Annotated in this window: 15 protein-coding genes; 6 read left to right on the plus strand and 9 right to left on the minus strand. The window is 65.7% G+C overall.

Annotation, left to right across the window (positions count from 1 at the left end; genetic code table 11):
- Window positions 1-2: 2 nt before the first annotated feature.
- Together modA and speD are read right to left on the minus strand one after the other, a co-directional pair.
- Window positions 3-761, minus strand: a complete 759-nt coding sequence (gene modA, locus BRO63_RS20695; protein ID WP_088141599.1) for a molybdate ABC transporter substrate-binding protein — start codon at window positions 759-761, stop codon at window positions 3-5.
- Between the two features lie 119 nt (window positions 762-880).
- Entirely contained in the window at window positions 881-1,231 is a 351-nt protein-coding gene (speD, locus tag BRO63_RS20700) for an adenosylmethionine decarboxylase (protein WP_088141600.1), read from the minus strand.
- Between speD and BRO63_RS34235 the strand changes: the two genes are divergently transcribed.
- The gene (locus BRO63_RS34235; protein WP_173146637.1) at window positions 1,220-1,372 is read left to right on the plus strand and encodes a hypothetical protein; all 153 of its coding nucleotides are present in this window, start codon (window positions 1,220-1,222) and stop codon (window positions 1,370-1,372) included. The two genes, speD and BRO63_RS34235, sit on opposite strands and share 12 nt — an antisense overlap.
- A gap of 27 nt (window positions 1,373-1,399) precedes the next feature.
- Here the strand turns inward: BRO63_RS34235 and BRO63_RS20705 are convergent, their stop codons facing one another.
- The 3 genes from BRO63_RS20705 to BRO63_RS20715 are packed head-to-tail and all read right to left on the minus strand — an operon-like array spanning window position 1,400 to window position 4,338.
- Window positions 1,400-2,869: a DUF4178 domain-containing protein gene (locus tag BRO63_RS20705; RefSeq protein ID WP_088141601.1), complete on the minus strand. Its 1,470-nt coding sequence runs from the start codon at window positions 2,867-2,869 to the stop codon at window positions 1,400-1,402.
- A gap of 6 nt (window positions 2,870-2,875) precedes the next feature.
- Window positions 2,876-3,910: an SPFH domain-containing protein gene (locus tag BRO63_RS20710; RefSeq protein WP_088141602.1), complete on the minus strand. Its 1,035-nt coding sequence runs from the start codon at window positions 3,908-3,910 to the stop codon at window positions 2,876-2,878.
- 41 nt (window positions 3,911-3,951) lie between these two features.
- Window positions 3,952-4,338, minus strand: coding sequence for a DUF350 domain-containing protein (locus BRO63_RS20715; RefSeq protein ID WP_041654065.1), 387 nt, complete (start codon window positions 4,336-4,338; stop codon window positions 3,952-3,954).
- Between the two features lie 89 nt (window positions 4,339-4,427).
- Here BRO63_RS20715 and BRO63_RS20720 point away from each other — a divergent pair, with 89 nt between their 5' ends.
- The 3 genes from BRO63_RS20720 (at window position 4,428) to BRO63_RS20730 (ending at window position 8,919) form a co-directional block, all read left to right on the plus strand.
- Entirely contained in the window at window positions 4,428-5,939 is a 1,512-nt protein-coding gene (locus tag BRO63_RS20720; protein WP_088141603.1) for a polyamine aminopropyltransferase, read from the plus strand.
- Entirely contained in the window at window positions 5,939-7,570 is a 1,632-nt protein-coding gene (locus tag BRO63_RS20725; protein ID WP_088141604.1) for an FAD-dependent oxidoreductase, read from the plus strand. Before BRO63_RS20720 ends, BRO63_RS20725 begins: the two co-directional genes overlap by 1 nt.
- Before the next feature lie 104 nt (window positions 7,571-7,674).
- The gene (locus BRO63_RS20730) at window positions 7,675-8,919 is read left to right on the plus strand and encodes an NAD(P)/FAD-dependent oxidoreductase (protein ID WP_088141605.1); all 1,245 of its coding nucleotides are present in this window, start codon (window positions 7,675-7,677) and stop codon (window positions 8,917-8,919) included.
- A 52-nt stretch (window positions 8,920-8,971) separates the two neighbouring features.
- On the opposite strand, the gene BRO63_RS20735 is transcribed toward BRO63_RS20730, so the two are convergent.
- The 3 genes from BRO63_RS20735 to BRO63_RS20745 form a co-directional block, all read right to left on the minus strand.
- On the minus strand, window positions 8,972-9,766 hold the full coding sequence (locus tag BRO63_RS20735) for an ABC transporter ATP-binding protein (protein ID WP_088141606.1): 795 nt from the start codon (window positions 9,764-9,766) through the stop codon (window positions 8,972-8,974).
- Window positions 9,767-9,768: 2 nt separating this feature from the next.
- Entirely contained in the window at window positions 9,769-10,659 is an 891-nt protein-coding gene (locus BRO63_RS20740) for an ABC transporter permease (protein ID WP_088141607.1), read from the minus strand.
- Window positions 10,660-11,077: 418 nt separating this feature from the next.
- On the minus strand, window positions 11,078-12,049 hold the full coding sequence (locus tag BRO63_RS20745) for an ABC transporter substrate-binding protein (protein WP_013395028.1): 972 nt from the start codon (window positions 12,047-12,049) through the stop codon (window positions 11,078-11,080).
- A gap of 273 nt (window positions 12,050-12,322) precedes the next feature.
- Between BRO63_RS20745 and BRO63_RS20750 the strand changes: the two genes are divergently transcribed.
- Window positions 12,323-13,279: an aldo/keto reductase gene (locus BRO63_RS20750; RefSeq protein WP_088141608.1), complete on the plus strand. Its 957-nt coding sequence runs from the start codon at window positions 12,323-12,325 to the stop codon at window positions 13,277-13,279.
- Between the two features lie 143 nt (window positions 13,280-13,422).
- A complete protein-coding gene (locus BRO63_RS20755; RefSeq protein WP_256943367.1) occupies window positions 13,423-14,436 on the plus strand; it encodes a CAAX protease in 1,014 nt (337 codons plus the stop codon).
- A gap of 22 nt (window positions 14,437-14,458) precedes the next feature.
- Here the strand turns inward: BRO63_RS20755 and BRO63_RS20760 are convergent, their stop codons facing one another.
- Entirely contained in the window at window positions 14,459-15,430 is a 972-nt protein-coding gene (locus tag BRO63_RS20760) for a Bug family tripartite tricarboxylate transporter substrate binding protein (RefSeq protein ID WP_088141609.1), read from the minus strand.

The raw sequence follows: 15,430 nt of genomic DNA on the forward strand, positions 1-15,430 counted from the left end.
GTTCAGGGCTTCTGGAAGCCGTAGCGCGACAGTATCGCCTGACCTGCGGGAGACAGCACATAGGCCACGAAACTTTCGGCTTCCTTGGCGGCGGCTTCACGCGTGGTGACGGCGATGGGATAGGTCACCGGCGTCTGCGAAGGCACGCGTACCGCGATCTTGACCTTGTCCGCCATGATGGCCGCGTCGGTCGCGAACACGAAGCCCGCGTCGACCTCGCCGCGCGCCACATAGTCCAGGCTCTGACGCACGTTCTGGGCCAGCACGCTCTTGGCCTGCACCGCGCTCCACAGTCCGGCCGCTTCCAGCGCGCCCTGCGTATAGCGGCCCACCGGCACCGATGCCGGGTTGCCGTAGGCGATGCGCTTGACGTCGTCGCGGGTCAGGTCCTTGAGCGCGGTGATGTTGGCCTTGCTGTCGGCCGGGACGATCAACACCACCTGGTTGGCGGCGAAGTCCACGCGCGAAGCCGGCTTGACGGCTTTTTCCTCGACCGCCTTGTCCATGGCCTTCTGGTCCGCCGAGGCGAACACATCGGCCGGGGCGCCCTTGACGATCTGCTGCAGCAGCACGTCGGACGCGCCGAAGTTCAGGATGACCTTGGTGCCGGCGTGCTCTTTTTCATAGCCCTGCGCGACTTCCTTGAAGGCGTTGGTCAGGCTGGCGGCAGCCGACACCACCAGGTCGCCGGCGCTGGCGTTGGCGCTCCATGCGGCGGCCAGCGCCAAGGACAGCGCCACGATCGGACGTTTGCGGAACATGTTCTTCTCCCAGGGGAAATCGCTAAGTCAGTAACGAAATATATATAGGTATATAACGCTCGTCAATTTGGCTGCCCAGGGGAGCTTTGAGCAAAATCAAGGAGTGGCGGGCGCGGGCTTCAGCCGCGCGCCACCGTGGTCGCGTGCACGGCCTCGGGCGCCAGCCGCGCCCGCAGATGCTCCAGCGCCAGCTCTGGCCGGGCCGCGCCGCACATGAAGATGTCCAGCGCCGCGAACGCATGCTCGGGCCAGGTATGGATGCTGATGTGGGATTCGCTCAGCAGGACCACGCCGGTCACGCCAGCGCCATCGCCGAAATGATGAAAGTGCGCGCTCAGCACATGGGCGCCTGCCGCACGGGCTGCTGCGATCAGGTCGCGTTCCAGCCCTTGCGCATCGGCCAGGCGATCCGCGGGCACGCCACGGAAATCCGCCAGCACGTGGCGGCCGGGGGTGGCATGCGGGGTCACTTGTGGGATCCGCCCGAGGACCAGCCCGACCCGCCGGAGGAACTGCTGCCCCAGCTGCTGCTACTGGTGCTGCCGCCGCTGGACATGCGCGCGCCAGGCGAGCCAGCGCCGGTAGCGAATATCACCACCACGACGGCATAGACGGTATATAAGAGTTTGCCCATCCTGTTATTCGTCCTTGCCAGATAATTTGTCCGCCACCGCCGCCGGGATCCAGAGGAACGCCAGGCCGATCAGGATCGGGACGAAGCCGCCACTGAAAATGGTGTCGATGTTCAGGAATGCCAGCACGATCATGGCCGTCCAGGCGAACTTGCGATAGCCCCCAGGCTTGCCGCCAAGCGGCATGGCCTTCTGCTTGGCAAGCTCAGGATCGCCGAACCATTCGGCCAACTGCGCCGGCGCCACCGGCCCCGAGGCCGACCAGCCCAGTTCGGACTCGCTCAATTCGCGCGTCAGCTTGAGGTTGCCGGCCTTGTAATCCGTGATCTTGGTGCTGTCGCCGACCTTGACGCGCCAGTTGAAGGCGCCCAGGGCCAGTTCCACGCGCGAGGTGTAGTCGTATAGCTTCTGGTAAAGCTTGGAGCGCCAGCGCACGCTGCTGGCGTTGTTGTGGCTGGGCCAGGTGTCGCACACCTGCACCCGCTCCCAGCCCTCGTCCGTTTCCACCAGCCAGATGAATCCCTTCGCGGGATTGAACAGCAAGTACTCGATCCAGTCGGAAGGCTCCTCGGGGTCCGGATCCGCGCACTTCATCAGGCCGATGAGCGTATAGGACGCGCCGTCGATCTTGGCCACGGCGCCCAGCGCCAGCGTGGTCTTGATGGCCTTGACCTTGCGCGCTTTCTCGATGACTTCGGCCGTGGGTCCCGAGCAATCAACGGCGGCCGCGCACGAGGGGCAGACCACTTGGGTGGCCATGGCGGCCACGAAGCTTATCGGCCCGCCGCAGTTCGGGCAGTCCAGCGCCTTGATCTGGCCGCGGAAACGGCCGGCGGTCTCCTCGACCTGTTCATTGGTCCGCAGCGACGCTGCCTGCATGGCGGACAGATCGAACGCCTTGCCGATGTACAACTCGGGCTCGGGCCCGTCGGAAAAATCCAGCGTCAGGAACGCGTCCAGGCTGCGGTAATCCGCCACCTTGGCCAGCCACCCGTCGCCCGGCACGAAGGGCAGCTCGCCTTGCGTGCCGCCCGCCTGGCAGGCGCGCACGTCGGCGGCGGTAAAGCGCTGGCCGTCCAGCTTCAGCTCGTCGCCGGGCGCGATATCGTCGAACGCGGGCATGCCCTGCGTGGACTTGACCTTGCGCCGCCGGGTCACGGCGTACTGGCCCGACGCGTCCGACAGCCAGCCGTCGGAGCCGTCCTCGAACCACAGGTACCACTCGTTCCAGAAGCCTTCGTCGTAGCGCAGCTGGATGCGGCCGATCAGATCGAAGCGCTTGCCGTCATGGGTGCCGGCCGCGCCCAGGCATAAGGGCGAGTAGTCCTCCAGGACCTCGGCGGCCTCGCCGATGCGCTTGACCGACTCGGCGTCCTTCAGCAAGGTGCTGCGGCAGGCGCCGCAGACCGCCATGACCGATGCCGCGGACGTGAATTTGACTGGGGCGCCGCACTGCGGACACAGAACCTGCTGCATGGAGCCTTAGCTGGTGAGTTTCTTCAGCACTTCGGCCTTGGCCGAATCGTAGTCCGCGGCCGTGATCAGGCCCTTGTCCAGCAGATCCTTGAGCTGCTGCAGCCGCTGCGCCGGATCGCCGCCCGCGGCGGCAGGCGCCTGCGGGGCGGGTTGTTGCGCCGCCGGCTGCGGCGGCTGCCCCTGGGCGCCAGCCAATCCCGCGGCCATGGTCTGGCCCAGCGCCGCCCCGGCCGCAAGACCCGCGCCGATGCCGGCGATGCCGCCCTCGTTCTGCGCCGCCATCGGAATGGCGGTGGCGGTCTGGTACTGGGTGAACTTGCCCAGGTCGCCGGCCATGCCCATGGAGATGCGCGTATCCAGCGCCTTCTGCAGTTCTTCCGGCAGCGAAACGTTCTCGACCGTGAAGTTGTCCAGCTTGACGCCGTAGCGGTCGAACACCGGCGCCAGTTGCTCGGAGATGCTTTGCGACATCAGCCCCTGGTTGCCGGCCATGTCCAGGAACGGCACCTTGGAGCCGCCCAGCGCCGTCGTCATCGCCGCGACCACCATGTTGCGCAGCTGCGTTTCCAGGTCGTCGACGGTGTACTCGTCGCGCGTGCCGCTGACCTCGCGGTAGAACTTGGCAGGATCCGAGATCTGGTAGGAATAGACGCCAAAGGCGCGCAGCCGCACCATGCCGAATTCGCTGTCGCGCAGCGTCACCGGCTGGGCCGTGCCCCAGCGCCGGCCCAGCTGCAGGCGCGTGCTGAAGAAGATCACGTCCGACTTGAAGGGGGACTCGAACAGCTTGTCCCAATTCTTCAGGTAGGTCAGGATCGGCAGCGTCTGCGTGGTCAGCTTGTACATGCCGGGGCCGAACACGTCGGCCACCTTGCCTTCGTTGACGAACACCGCCATCTGCGATTCGCGCACGGTCAGGCTGGCGCCGTACTGGATTTCGAAATCCTGCATGGGGTGCCGCCAGGCGAGCACGCCGTCGCGGTCCTCGTTCCATTGCAGGATGTCGATGAACTGCTTGCGGATGAATGAACCGAGACTCATGAATAGTCCTCCTGTCAGATCGGGTTGGGCGCCTGGCCGTATCAGGTCAGGCTGGCCGCATTGACGATGCCGGCGGCGATCGAAATCGACCCGATCAGTCCGCCCATGGCGATGTTGTTTTCTTCGATGGCCTCGTTCATGCCGCGCACCGCCTGGGACACGCCCACGTACACGACGATCTGCACCAGCATGGCCACCAGGCCCCAGAGCAGGAACATGGCATAGCTGGCGTGGATCGCGATGCTGGAGCACAAGGTGAAGCTGAAGCCCACCAGCGCGCCGCCATACGACAGCACCGCGGCGATATTGCCTTCGCGGATCAGCTCGAATTCCTTGTAGCGCGTGACGGCCGTATAGACCAGGGTGAAGACACCCAGCATGGCAAGCGCGGACGCCATATAGATCAGATAGGTCACCACCGGATGCATTGCTTCTCCCATTGCCACCCTCCTAATTGCGCGCAGTATATACGGCGCGTTCGATATACTGCGAACGCATTTTTCGTGTCGGACACCTCATGCGCGACCGCGTTCTCATTCTTTCGGTATTGATCGTCGCCTCCTGCGGTTTGGGCTATGAGCTCATCAGCAGCGCGCTGGCCAGCTATTTGCTGGGGGATTCGATACTGCAGTTCTCTTCCGTCATCGGCTGCTATCTGTTCGCCATGGGCATAGGCTCGTGGTTGTCAAAATATGTAAGAGACGAAGACGTTTTGAATCGCTTCATCGACGTGGAGCTGCTGGTTGCCCTGTTGGGCGGCGTCTCGGCTGCGGTGCTGTTCATGGTCTTCTCATGGATGCCTGCGCCCTTTCGCGCGGCCCTGTACGTGGGCGTGTTCCTCATCGGCCTGATGGTCGGCATGGAAATCCCGCTGGTGATGCGGGTATTCAACCAGCGCAAGACCGAGTTCCGCGAAATCGTCAGCCGCGTGCTGACCTTCGACTACCTGGGCGCGCTGGCCGTGTCGCTGGTCTTTCCCTTGCTGCTCGCGCCCAAGCTCGGCCTGCTGCGCACCAGCTTCCTGTTCGGCATCTTGAACGCCAGCGTGGCGCTGTGGACCACCTGGCTGTTCCGCTCGGAGATCCCCCGGCCCGGCGAGAAGGCGATCCGCGCCAGCGTGGTGATCGGATTCCTGGGATTGGGCTTCATCTATTCCGGCACCATGACAGCCTGGGCCGAAAAAGGCCTGTACGGCGACGACGTGGTGCATGCGGAAACGACGCCGTACCAGCGCCTGGTGGTCACGCGCTGGCACGACGACCTGCGCCTGTACATCAACGGCAACCTGCAATTCTCCTCGCGCGACGAGCACCGCTATCACGAGGCGCTGGTGCACCCCGGCCTGCAGGCCCTGCCGTGGGCCCGCAACGTGCTGGTGCTGGGCGGCGGCGACGGCCTGGCCGTGCGCGAGATCCTCAAATACAAGAATATCGAACACGTGACGCTGGTGGACCTGGACCCTGCCATGACCGGGCTGTTCTCGCGCTCCGAGCCGCTGGTCAAGCTGAACCAGGGGTCGCTGAAGGATCCACGGGTCACGGTCATCAACGACGACGCCGGCCGCTGGCTGGAAACCCATGCCGAGGTCTATGACTACATCGTGGTGGATTTTCCCGACCCGTCCAACTTCGGCCTGGGCCGCCTGTACTCGGTGCCGGTCTATCACCTGATGGCGCGCCACCTGGCCGAGAATGGCTACATGGTGGTGCAGTCGACCTCGCCCTACTTCGCGCCGCGCTCGTTCTGGAGCGTGGATGCCACCTTGAAGGAAGCCGGCCTGAACACCTGGCCGTACCACACCTATGTGCCGTCCTTCGGCGACTGGGGGTTCATCCTGGCCAGCAAGCGCCGCGACTACGAGCCGCCCTCCACGATCACCGTGCCCACGCGCTATCTGGACCCGGTCACCACGCGCGAACTGTTCCACTTCCCCGCCGACATGCCCGCGCTGGCGATGCCGCCGAACCGCCTGAACGAACAGTCGCTCGTGCGCTACTTCGACGAGGACTGGCGCAAGGTCATTCGCTGATGCGGCGGCGCAGCTTCCTGTTGGGCGCAGCCACGGCCGCGATAGCCGGCACCGCCGGGTACTACCGTTCGCGCATCGTCGAGACCACGCCGGAAATCCATTACCCGGGCATGCAGGCGGGCCACGCCTTGCGCGATGGCGCAGCCTGGCCGCAGCCCTCGGCCAGCCACAAGCGCGACGTGGTGATCCTGGGCTCGGGCGTGGCGGGCCTGTCCTGCGCCTGGAAGCTGGCGCGCGAAGGGCACACGGATTTCCTGGTGGTGCAGGGTCCGGAACTCGAAGGCAATGCCGCCGCCGGCCTGCGCGACGGCCTGGACTACCCCTTGGGCGCGCACTACCTGCCGTTGCCCTCGCTGGCGTCCAGCCACGTCCGCGAGATGCTCGCGGATTTCGGCATCATCGAACGCGGCGCGAGCGAGGCCCGCCCCTACTACGACGAGACCGCCCTGGTGCACTCGCCCCAGGAACGCCTGCTGCGCGGCGGCCACTGGGAAGAAAGCCTGCTGCCCATGACCGGGCTGCCGGAAGCGGACCTGGCGCAGCACCGCAAGTTTCTTGCGCTGATCGATCGCCTGCACACGCAGACGGGCAACGACGGCCGCAAGGTCTTCTGCATCCCCCTCGCCCACTCGTCCCAGGATCCGGCCTGGCGCGCGCTGGACGCGATCACGTTCAAGCAATGGCTGGAACGCGAAGGCTATACCTCGCCCGCGCTGCATTGGTACCTGAACTACTGCTGCCGCGACGACTACGGCGCGCGGTACGACGCGGTCTCGGCCTGGGCCGGCCTGCACTACTTCGCCAGCCGCGACGGCCATGCCGCCAATGCGGGCGAAGGCGCCGTGCTGACCTGGCCCGGCGGCCTGTCGACGTTGATGCAGCGCATGCGCGACGCCATCACGAACAAGCTCGGCCATGCCGGCTGGCTGGCCGCCGGCACGGCGGTCCGGGTGCAGGAGACGCCCGCCGGCCCGCTGGTCACTTGCCTGAGCTCGGCTGCAGCCTACACGGTGCAGGCCCGCCGCGCCGTGTGCGCGATGCCCTTGTTCGTGGCCCAGCGCATCCTGCCCGACATCCGCGCCTATGGCTACGATCCGGCGGTGCACGCGTCTCCGCACGCGCCCTGGATGGTGTCGAACTTCGTCATGGAAGGCTACCCCGCCGAAGCCCCCGGCGAACCGCTGTCCTGGGACAACGTGGTCTATCAGGGCAAGGCGCTGGGCTACGTCGTCTCCACGCACCAGCTGCTGCGCGTGGCCCGCACGCCGCGCAGCGTCTTCACCGCCTACCACGCGCTCAGCGAAATGAAGCCCGACGCCGCTCGCGACTGGCTGACCCACGCCAGCCCAGAGGAACTGCGGGCCGAGGCAGCATCCGACCTGGTCGCGGCCTACGGCCAGGAATTCTGGCGCCATGCGCGTCAGTTGGAAATCACGGTGCGCGGCCATGCCATGGCCTCGCCGCTATGCGGCTACCTGTCCAATCCGGGACTGGCCGCGCTGCGCGACGTGGACGGTCCGGTGCTGTTCGCGCACGCCGACCTTTCGGGCTATTCCGTGTTCGAGGAAGCCTCGTGGTGGGGCGTGGCCGCGGCGGGGCGGATCATGGGCCAGAAGCCGTCGCAATCCTGAGATTGCGCGCGCGATTTCCCCCGGGGCCTTGCGGCCGCCTGCAATACAATTCCGCGAGCCTGCCGGCATCACGGCATCTCCTGACCGGACTCGGATAAAAACACATGGGAAAGCAAGTCGTTGTCCTAGGCGCGGGCATCGTGGGCGTTTGCTGCGCCCTGGAATTGCAGCGCCGCGGCCTGTCCGTCACGCTGGTCGACCGGCAGGAGCCGGGCCTGGAAACCTCGCTGGGCAACGCGGGGGTGATCGCGCGCAGTTCGTTGATGCCGTTCAACCATCCCGGCCTGTGGGCGCAGTTGCCCCGGCTGCTGAAGAACGACACCGTGCAGTTCCGCTACAAGCTGGACTACCTGGCGCGGAACCTGGGCTGGGCCGCGCGTTTCCTGTTGAGCGCCCGGCCCGCAGTGTTCAGGCAGACCGTGGAGGCGCTGGACGGCCTGATCCGTCTCTCGGCGCCCGAGCATCTGCGGCTGCTGAACGAAGCGGGCGCGGCGCACCGGCTGCGCGATACCGGCTGGATATTCCTGTACCGCTCGGAACCAGGCTGGAGCAGCGGCGAACTGTCGCGTCGGACCTTTGCCCAATACCAGGTTCCAACTCAGGTCTTGCAACCTGCGGAACTCGCGGAGATCGAACCCGCCCTCGCGCCGATCTTCCGCCGCGCCCTGTGGATCCAGGGTTCATACTCCGTCGATGACCCGCACGAAGTGGTCGCGGCCTACGCCGCCCTGTTCCGGCGCGCGGGCGGCGCGTTCCGGCGCCTGACCGCCAGCGCCATCCGCCGCGAGGGCCAGGGCTGGGTCGTGCAAGGCGAAGGGTCCGAATCCATGGCGGCGGATCGATTGGTGGTGGCGCTGGGCCCCTGGTCGAAGCTTCTGCTGAAGACGGTGGGCATAGACCTGCCCATGGCGTTCGAGCGCGGTTACCACATGCACTACAGCGGCGTGGACGGCGCCAGCCTGACGCGTCCGGTCTACGACACCGGCGGCGGCTATGTGCTGTCGCCCATGGCGCGCGGGCTGCGCCTGACCACGGGCGTGGAACTGGATGCCTGCGAGTCGCCCGCCCGGCCGCTGCAGCTGGACCTGGCGGAAGCGCGAGCCCGGGAAGCGTTTCCGCTGGACCGGCGGCTGGATTCCGCGGCTTGGCTGGGGCGGCGTCCGACGCTGCCCGACAGCCGGCCGATGATAGGCGAAGCGCCGCGCCACCCCGGCCTGTGGTTGGCGCTGGGGCATCAGCACATCGGCTTCAGCACCGCGCCCGGCACGGCCAGGATACTGGGCGAACTCATGAGCGAGGGCGGCGCGGCTTCGCGCCACGAGGCGTTCCGGCCAGGCCGGTTCATCTAGGGCACGGCAGCCTCGCGAGCCGGCCGCGGTCCACGCGACCGGCGTCTGGCGCTCACCCCAGCAGCAGGGCGTCGTCCGAGATCTTCTCGCCGCGCACGCGCTCGAACATGGCCAGCAGGTCCGGCACGTCCATGCCGCGGCGCTCTTCGCCCGACACGTCCAGCACCACCTGGCCCTGATGCAGCATGACCGTGCGGTCGCCCACGTCCAGCGCCTGGCGCATGCTGTGGGTCACCATCATGGTCGTCAGCTGGCTTTCGGCGACGATGCGCGCCGTCAGCTGCAGCACGAAGTCCGCCGTGCGCGGGTCCAGCGCCGCGGTGTGTTCGTCCAGCAACAGGATGCGCGAAGGCTGCAAGGCCGCCATCAGCAGGCTGACCGCCTGGCGCTGGCCGCCCGACAACAGGCCGATACGGTCGGTCAGGCGGTTTTCCAATCCCAGGCCCAGCGTGGCCAGGCGCTCGCGGAAGCCTTCCTTCATGGAAGCCTTGACCGCGCGGCTGTAGCCGCGGCGCGCGCCGCGCATCTGCGCCAGCGCCATGTTTTCTTCGATGGTCAGGTCTTCGCAGGTGCCGGCCATGGGATCCTGGAACACGCGGGCCACCCGGCCGGCGCGCGCCCACACCGGTTGGCGCGTGACGTCCACGCCGTTGATGTCGATGCGGCCGGAATCGACCGGCAGGTCGCCGGAGACCGCATTCAGGAAGGTGGACTTGCCGGCGCCGTTGGAGCCGATGACGGTCACGAACTGGCCCGAGGGGATCTCCAGCGACAGGCCGCGCAAGGCGCGGGTTTCGATGGGCGTACCCGCGTTGAACGTGATCTTGAGGTCTTTTGCGGACAACATATTCAGCGCCCTTTCTTGCCGACCAGGCGGCGCTTGAGCATGGGAATGACCAGGGCGAACGTGACCAGCACCGCGGTGACGAGGTTCAGGTCTTGCGCCTTCAGGCCGATGAAATCGCTGTTCAGCGCCAGGGCGATGAAGAAGCGGTAGACGATAGCGCCGATGATGACGGCCAGCGTGGCCAGCACCAGCTTGCGCGACGGCAGGATGCTCTCGCCCACGATCACGGCGGCCAGGCCGATCACGATGGTGCCGATGCCCATGGAAATGTCCGAACCGCCCTGGGTCTGGGCGAACAGCGCGCCCGCCAGCGCGACCAATGCGTTGGACAGCGCCATGCCGCCCAGGATCATGCGGCCAGTGTTGACGCCCTGGGCGCGGGCCATGCGGCCGTTGGAACCGGTGGCGCGCACCGCCAGGCCGGTCTGCGTGGCGAAGAACCAGTCCAGCGCCAGCTTCGCCAGGATCACGATCACGATCAGGATCAGCGGACGGGCGACGTAGTCCGACAGCCACTCGGGCTGCAGGATGGTGAATACGGTGGATTCGGTGATCAGCGGGACGTTGGGCTTGCCCATGATGCGCAGGTTGACCGAGTACAGCGCGATCATCATCAGGATGCTAGCCAGCAGGTCCATGATCTTGAGCTTGACGTTCAGCCAGCCGGTGACCAGTCCGGCCGCGGCGCCGGCGACCGTGGCAATGACGGTGGCCAGGAACGGATCCGTGCCCGAGGCGATCAGCGTGGCACAGACCGCGCCGCCCAACGGGAAGCTGCCGTCAACGGTCAGGTCCGGGAAGCGCAACAGGCGGAACGAGATATACACGCCCAGAGCCACCAGGCTGAAGATCAGGCCGATCTCCAACGCGCCTAACAACGAGAACAATGACATGGGTCAAATCCAATCAGTGAGAAACGAGCACATTAATAAGTTGCGCGAAGGCAAGAAACGAGCATATTAAAGAGTTGCCACGTCGGATATCTTGCGTTTCGGGGTCAGTTTTACCCCAGCTTTCGCAAGAAACGTTTCCTCGCGGGGGATTTTCCCTGGTTTCCTGCCAAAGCCTTCCCGTGCCGGACGGCCGGGCCGCCAGCAGGAGTCTGCAGGACCATTCAGGGAGCAAAAACGCCGGGCGGGCACGACGCCTTAGGGCGGGCCGCCGGCCATTCAAGACCAGCACATTGCGCCGGGCCGCGAGCATCTTGTGAATGCTGCCGCCCTGAAGACCATGGGGTAAGGCAAGACACCAGAACATAAAACAAGCCCCGCTCACGCCGGGTAGGCATGGCGGGGCGGGTACGGCGGATTATTACTTCACAACCACCGCGGCCGACTTGATGATCGCGTCGGACAGGGTCACGCCCTGCTTGGCGGCGGCGCCCGGGTTCACGTAGAGCTCGAGCTTGGAGATCGTTTCCGAGGGAATGGCGCCGGGCTTTTCGCCCTTGAGGATGCGCACCACCACCTTGCCCGTCTGCACGCCCAGGTCGCGGTAGTTGATGCCCAGGGCGGCGATGCCGCCGCGCTTGACGCTGTCGGTGTCGGACGCGATCAGCGGGATCTTGGCGTCGTTGCCGACCTTGACCAGCGACTCATAGGCCGACACGACGTTGTTGTCGGTGTTGGTGTAGATGACGTCGACCTTGCCGATCAGGCTGCGGGCGGCGGAAGCCACGTCCACCGAGCGCGGCGCGGCCGCTTCGACCAGGCTCATGCCCGACTTCGGCAGGATTTCCTGCAGCTTCTTCACGACCACGACCGAGTTGGCCTCGCCCGGGTTGTAGACAATGCCGACGCGCTTGGCGTTGGGGACGATTTTCTTGATCAGCTCGACCTGCTTGTCCAGGGCCAGCAGGTCCGACACGCCGGTCACGTTGGTGCCCGAGGCGTCCATGCTGGCGACCAGCTGGGCGGCAACCGGATCGGTCACGGCGGAATACACCACCGGCACGTCCTTGGTGGCCGCGACGACGGCCTGGGCCGAAGGCGTGGCGATCGCGACGATAGCGTCGGGCTTGTCGCCGACGAACTTGCGCGCGATCTGGGCGGCGGTGCCGTTGTTGCCCTGGGCGCTCTGGTATTGCCACTTCAGGTTCTTGCCCGGCTCGTAGCCGGCTTGCTTGAGGGCGTCCTGCACCCCGTCACGCACGGCGTCCAGCGCCGGATGCTCGACGATGGCGGTCACCGCCACCGACTTCTGCTGCGCCGCCACCGGCGCGGCGATAGCCATCGCCAGCGCCATGGCGCCAACCGTCAGAAAATGTTTTTTTCCGATCAGCATAGTTAAGCTCCTTGAACCCTTGTATTTGCTCATTATTACGGCGCCGCTGGCGGCTCCCCGCCGGCCGGACTAGCCATAAAGCCGTATAGTCTAACTTGCCGCCCACCGAAAACGTTTCGGGGGAATCCCTGAAATGGTGCATGCCGCAGCGGCATGCGCCGCGACTGGGCGCAGCGGCGTAAATATACTGAAAAAGCCCGGAATCGCATCGGCCGGATATACAGAAACCGGACTTTTTACCCGCCGCCAACCGCAGCATCCAGAGGCCTCACCATGATCAAACGCGCATTGGGCCGTTCCGGCCTGCAGATCCCCCCGCTCACCTTCGGCGGCAACGTCTTCGGCTGGACCGTGGACGAAGCCGGCACGTACTCGCTGCTGGACGCGCTGGTGGATGCCGGCCTGAACTTCATCGACACGGCCGACGTGTATTCCCGTTGGGTTCCGGGCAACCAGGGCGGCGAATCCGAAACCCTGATCGGCAAATGGCTCAAGCGCTCGGGCAAGCGCGACCGGGTGCTGATCGCCACCAAGGTCGGCATGGAGATGGGGCCCGACGCCAAGGGCCTGGCGCCCGCCTACATCCGCCGCTCGCTGGAAGCCTCGCTGGCCCGGCTGCAGACGGACCACATCGATCTGTACCAGTCGCACCAGGACGATCCCGACACGCCGCTGACCGACACCCTGGCCGAATACGCCAAGCACATCGAGTCCGGCAAGGTGCGCGCCATCGGCGCCTCCAACTACACCGCGGTGCGGCTGTCGGAAGCGCTGATCGCCAGCGAACGCCACAGCCTGCCGCGCTACGAGAGCATCCAGCCCGAGTACAACCTGTACCGCCGCGAGCCCTTCGAATCGGGGCTGCAAAGCCTGGTGAAGACGCAGCAGATGGGCACGATCAACTATTACGCGCTGGCCAGCGGCTTCCTCAGCGGCAAGTACCGCAGCCCCGCGGACGCGGGCAAGAGCCCGCGCGGCCGCAAGATCGTGGAGACCTATCTCAACGACCGTGGCTACCGCATCCTGAAGGCGCTGGACGAAGTGGCCGAGGACGCCGGCTGCACGCCTGCCCAGGCCGCGCTGGCCTGGCAGATCGCGCAGCCCGGCATCACCTCGCCCATCGTCAGCGCGACCTCGCTCGAGCAACTGGACGAACTGGTCAAGGCGGCCAGCCTGACGCTGACGCATGATCAGTTGGCCAAGCTGAGCCAGGCGAGTGAATGGCGGTGAGGGAGGGGTGAGAATACCGGACGAGCCGCAACGGCAGGTCCGCGCCCCGAATAGGACAAACTTTACAGGGCAGAAAAAGAAATCCCCGGCTCAAGGCCGGGGTGACATCAGGTCTTACATGATGGGTCGTAGGCTTGCGCCAATTGGAAGCCATCACCAACCTTAGAGAGATCTTATTCCGCGAGGCTGTCCAGAGTCAATCTTGGACACCTGCGGATCTTTCCAGGGTGCGTGACATGCCAACAACACTGCAATATCGGCCGATTCTGATAGACACGCTCATCAGCAACGAGCGCATGAGCAGTTATCAGACCGTCTTCAGCCCAGCCAATGATGTGGAACTGATGGGCGCCTATTTATGGAACACCCATGCCAGCGGCGCGTTGTACCCGTTGATCAGCGCGGTTGAAATCACCTTGCGCAATGCCATCGACCGTGCGCTGACCGCGGACCTGGGCTCGTTCTGGTGGTCGGGTCCGCGGCTACTGTATCGCTCGTATGCGCCCGGCGCTGCGCCACCTTACGCCGTGCAGGCGGTGCATGACAATTTTGTCAAGGCAACGCGCAAGTACATCAGCGAGGTCCGCAGTCGTCACCGGCTACGCGGTCACATCATCCCCAACCATGCAGGCGTGATTTCCAAGACTGAATTCTCATCCTGGGAGTTCCTGCTCAATGCCGATTTCATGGGACGGGGCCTGATCTGGCCCAAGCATCTATCCACCGTGTTTCGCGGACCTTGGCCCACGCGCCAGGCGAGCGCCGTACTGGCCCACGGCAGAGACTTGGTTGCGACGCTGAGGGAGTTCCGCAATCGTCTTTTTCATCACGAACCTGCTTGGAAGCGGTACGGCGTCCAGACGGAAGCCGAGGCCCTGCAACACTTGCACGAGAAGATCGACAAAGCGGAAAGCCTCTTGGCGTTGATCCACCCGGAGAATCTGCGGTTGCTGCAGATCCATGGCCTGCTGCGCGATGCGCGCCGGGCCTGCACCTCGGTTGAAATCCGCCGTTTCCAACATCGGCTTCAGTCTCGCAAGATCAATTCCCCGCGCAAGCTGGCCAGGCTGGTGGATCAATCACGACGGGAGCACAGAGCTCTGGCGGCGAAGATCTACCAGGGGTGCAGGCGGCGCTTCCTTGTCCTGCCGGAGTGACGGACAAGAAAGCGCCGGCTCATCAATCCAGCTTCACCCCCGAATCCTTCACCACCTTGGCCCAGCGCCCCACCTCGCTGTCGACGAACTTGCCGAACTCAGGCCCCGTGAGCGTAGGCACGGCCGAGCCGTTGCCGGCCCAGGTTTCCTTGATCTTCGGCGCGTTCAGGGCCTTGGTGATCTCGGCGCTCATCCGGTCCACCGCTTCCTTGGGCGTGCCCGCGGGCGCCCAGATCGCGTACCAGGTCGACACCACGTAGTTCGGCACGCCGGCCTCGGCGGCGGTGGGCACGTCGGGCAGCGACTGCGAGCGTTCGGTGGCGGCCACGGCCAGCGGCTTGATCGTGCCGGAGCGGATATGGCCGGCGGACGAACCCAGTCCGTCGAACGCCAGGTCCACCTGTCCGCCGATCAGGGCCGACAGCATGGGGCCCGCGCCCTGGTAGGGCACGTCCACCAGCTTGATGCCGGTCTGCATGGCGAACAGTTCGCCGGCCAGGTGATGGGTGCTGCCCTTGCCGGCGGTGCCGAAGTTGATTTCACCGGGGCGCTTCTTGGCGTAGTCGATCAGCTCCTGGACCGTCTTCACCGGCAGCTTGGACGGATTGATGACGATGACCTGCGGCGGCTGCGCGACCAGCGCGACCGGCACGAAGTCCTTCTGGATGTCGTAGTTGAGGTTCTTGTACAGCGAGGGGGCCAGCGCATGGTGCGCGCCACCCATGAAGAAGGTGTAGCCGTCGGGCCTGGCCTTGGCCGCGACGCCCGCGCCCACGGTTCCGCCCGCCCCGCCCTTGTTGTCGATGACCACGGGCTGGCCCAGTTGCGTGGTCAATTGCTGGGCCAGCGGTCGGGCAAAGGTATCCGTGCCGCCGCCGGCGGGGAACGGGACGATCAGCGTGATCGGGCGTTCGGGCCATTGCGCGGCGGCGACGCCGCCAAAACCCAGGGCGGCCACGGCGAACACGGCCGCGGCGGTGGTGCGATATTTCAT

It is taken from the genome of Achromobacter xylosoxidans, assembly GCF_002192695.1.
GTDB classification, from domain to species: Bacteria; Pseudomonadota; Gammaproteobacteria; order Burkholderiales; family Burkholderiaceae_B; genus Achromobacter; species Achromobacter xylosoxidans_C.

Coding starts and splice junctions, on each gene's coding strand:
- BRO63_RS20745 (WP_013395028.1), bottom strand. CDS start 12,049: ATGCTGATCGGAAAAAAACATTTTCTGACGGTTGGCGCCATGGCGCTG.
- BRO63_RS20750 (WP_088141608.1), top strand. CDS start 12,323: ATGATCAAACGCGCATTGGGCCGTTCCGGCCTGCAGATCCCCCCGCTC.
- BRO63_RS20730 (WP_088141605.1), top strand. CDS start 7,675: ATGGGAAAGCAAGTCGTTGTCCTAGGCGCGGGCATCGTGGGCGTTTGC.
- modA (WP_088141599.1), bottom strand. CDS start 761: ATGTTCCGCAAACGTCCGATCGTGGCGCTGTCCTTGGCGCTGGCCGCC.
- BRO63_RS20760 (WP_088141609.1), bottom strand. CDS start 15,430: ATGAAATATCGCACCACCGCCGCGGCCGTGTTCGCCGTGGCCGCCCTG.
- BRO63_RS20735 (WP_088141606.1), bottom strand. CDS start 9,766: ATGTTGTCCGCAAAAGACCTCAAGATCACGTTCAACGCGGGTACGCCC.
- BRO63_RS20720 (WP_088141603.1), top strand. CDS start 4,428: ATGCGCGACCGCGTTCTCATTCTTTCGGTATTGATCGTCGCCTCCTGC.
- BRO63_RS20740 (WP_088141607.1), bottom strand. CDS start 10,659: ATGTCATTGTTCTCGTTGTTAGGCGCGTTGGAGATCGGCCTGATCTTC.
- BRO63_RS20715 (WP_041654065.1), bottom strand. CDS start 4,338: ATGCATCCGGTGGTGACCTATCTGATCTATATGGCGTCCGCGCTTGCC.
- BRO63_RS20725 (WP_088141604.1), top strand. CDS start 5,939: ATGCGGCGGCGCAGCTTCCTGTTGGGCGCAGCCACGGCCGCGATAGCC.
- BRO63_RS20710 (WP_088141602.1), bottom strand. CDS start 3,910: ATGAGTCTCGGTTCATTCATCCGCAAGCAGTTCATCGACATCCTGCAA.
- BRO63_RS34235 (WP_173146637.1), top strand. CDS start 1,220: ATGCGGGGTCACTTGTGGGATCCGCCCGAGGACCAGCCCGACCCGCCG.
- BRO63_RS20705 (WP_088141601.1), bottom strand. CDS start 2,869: ATGCAGCAGGTTCTGTGTCCGCAGTGCGGCGCCCCAGTCAAATTCACG.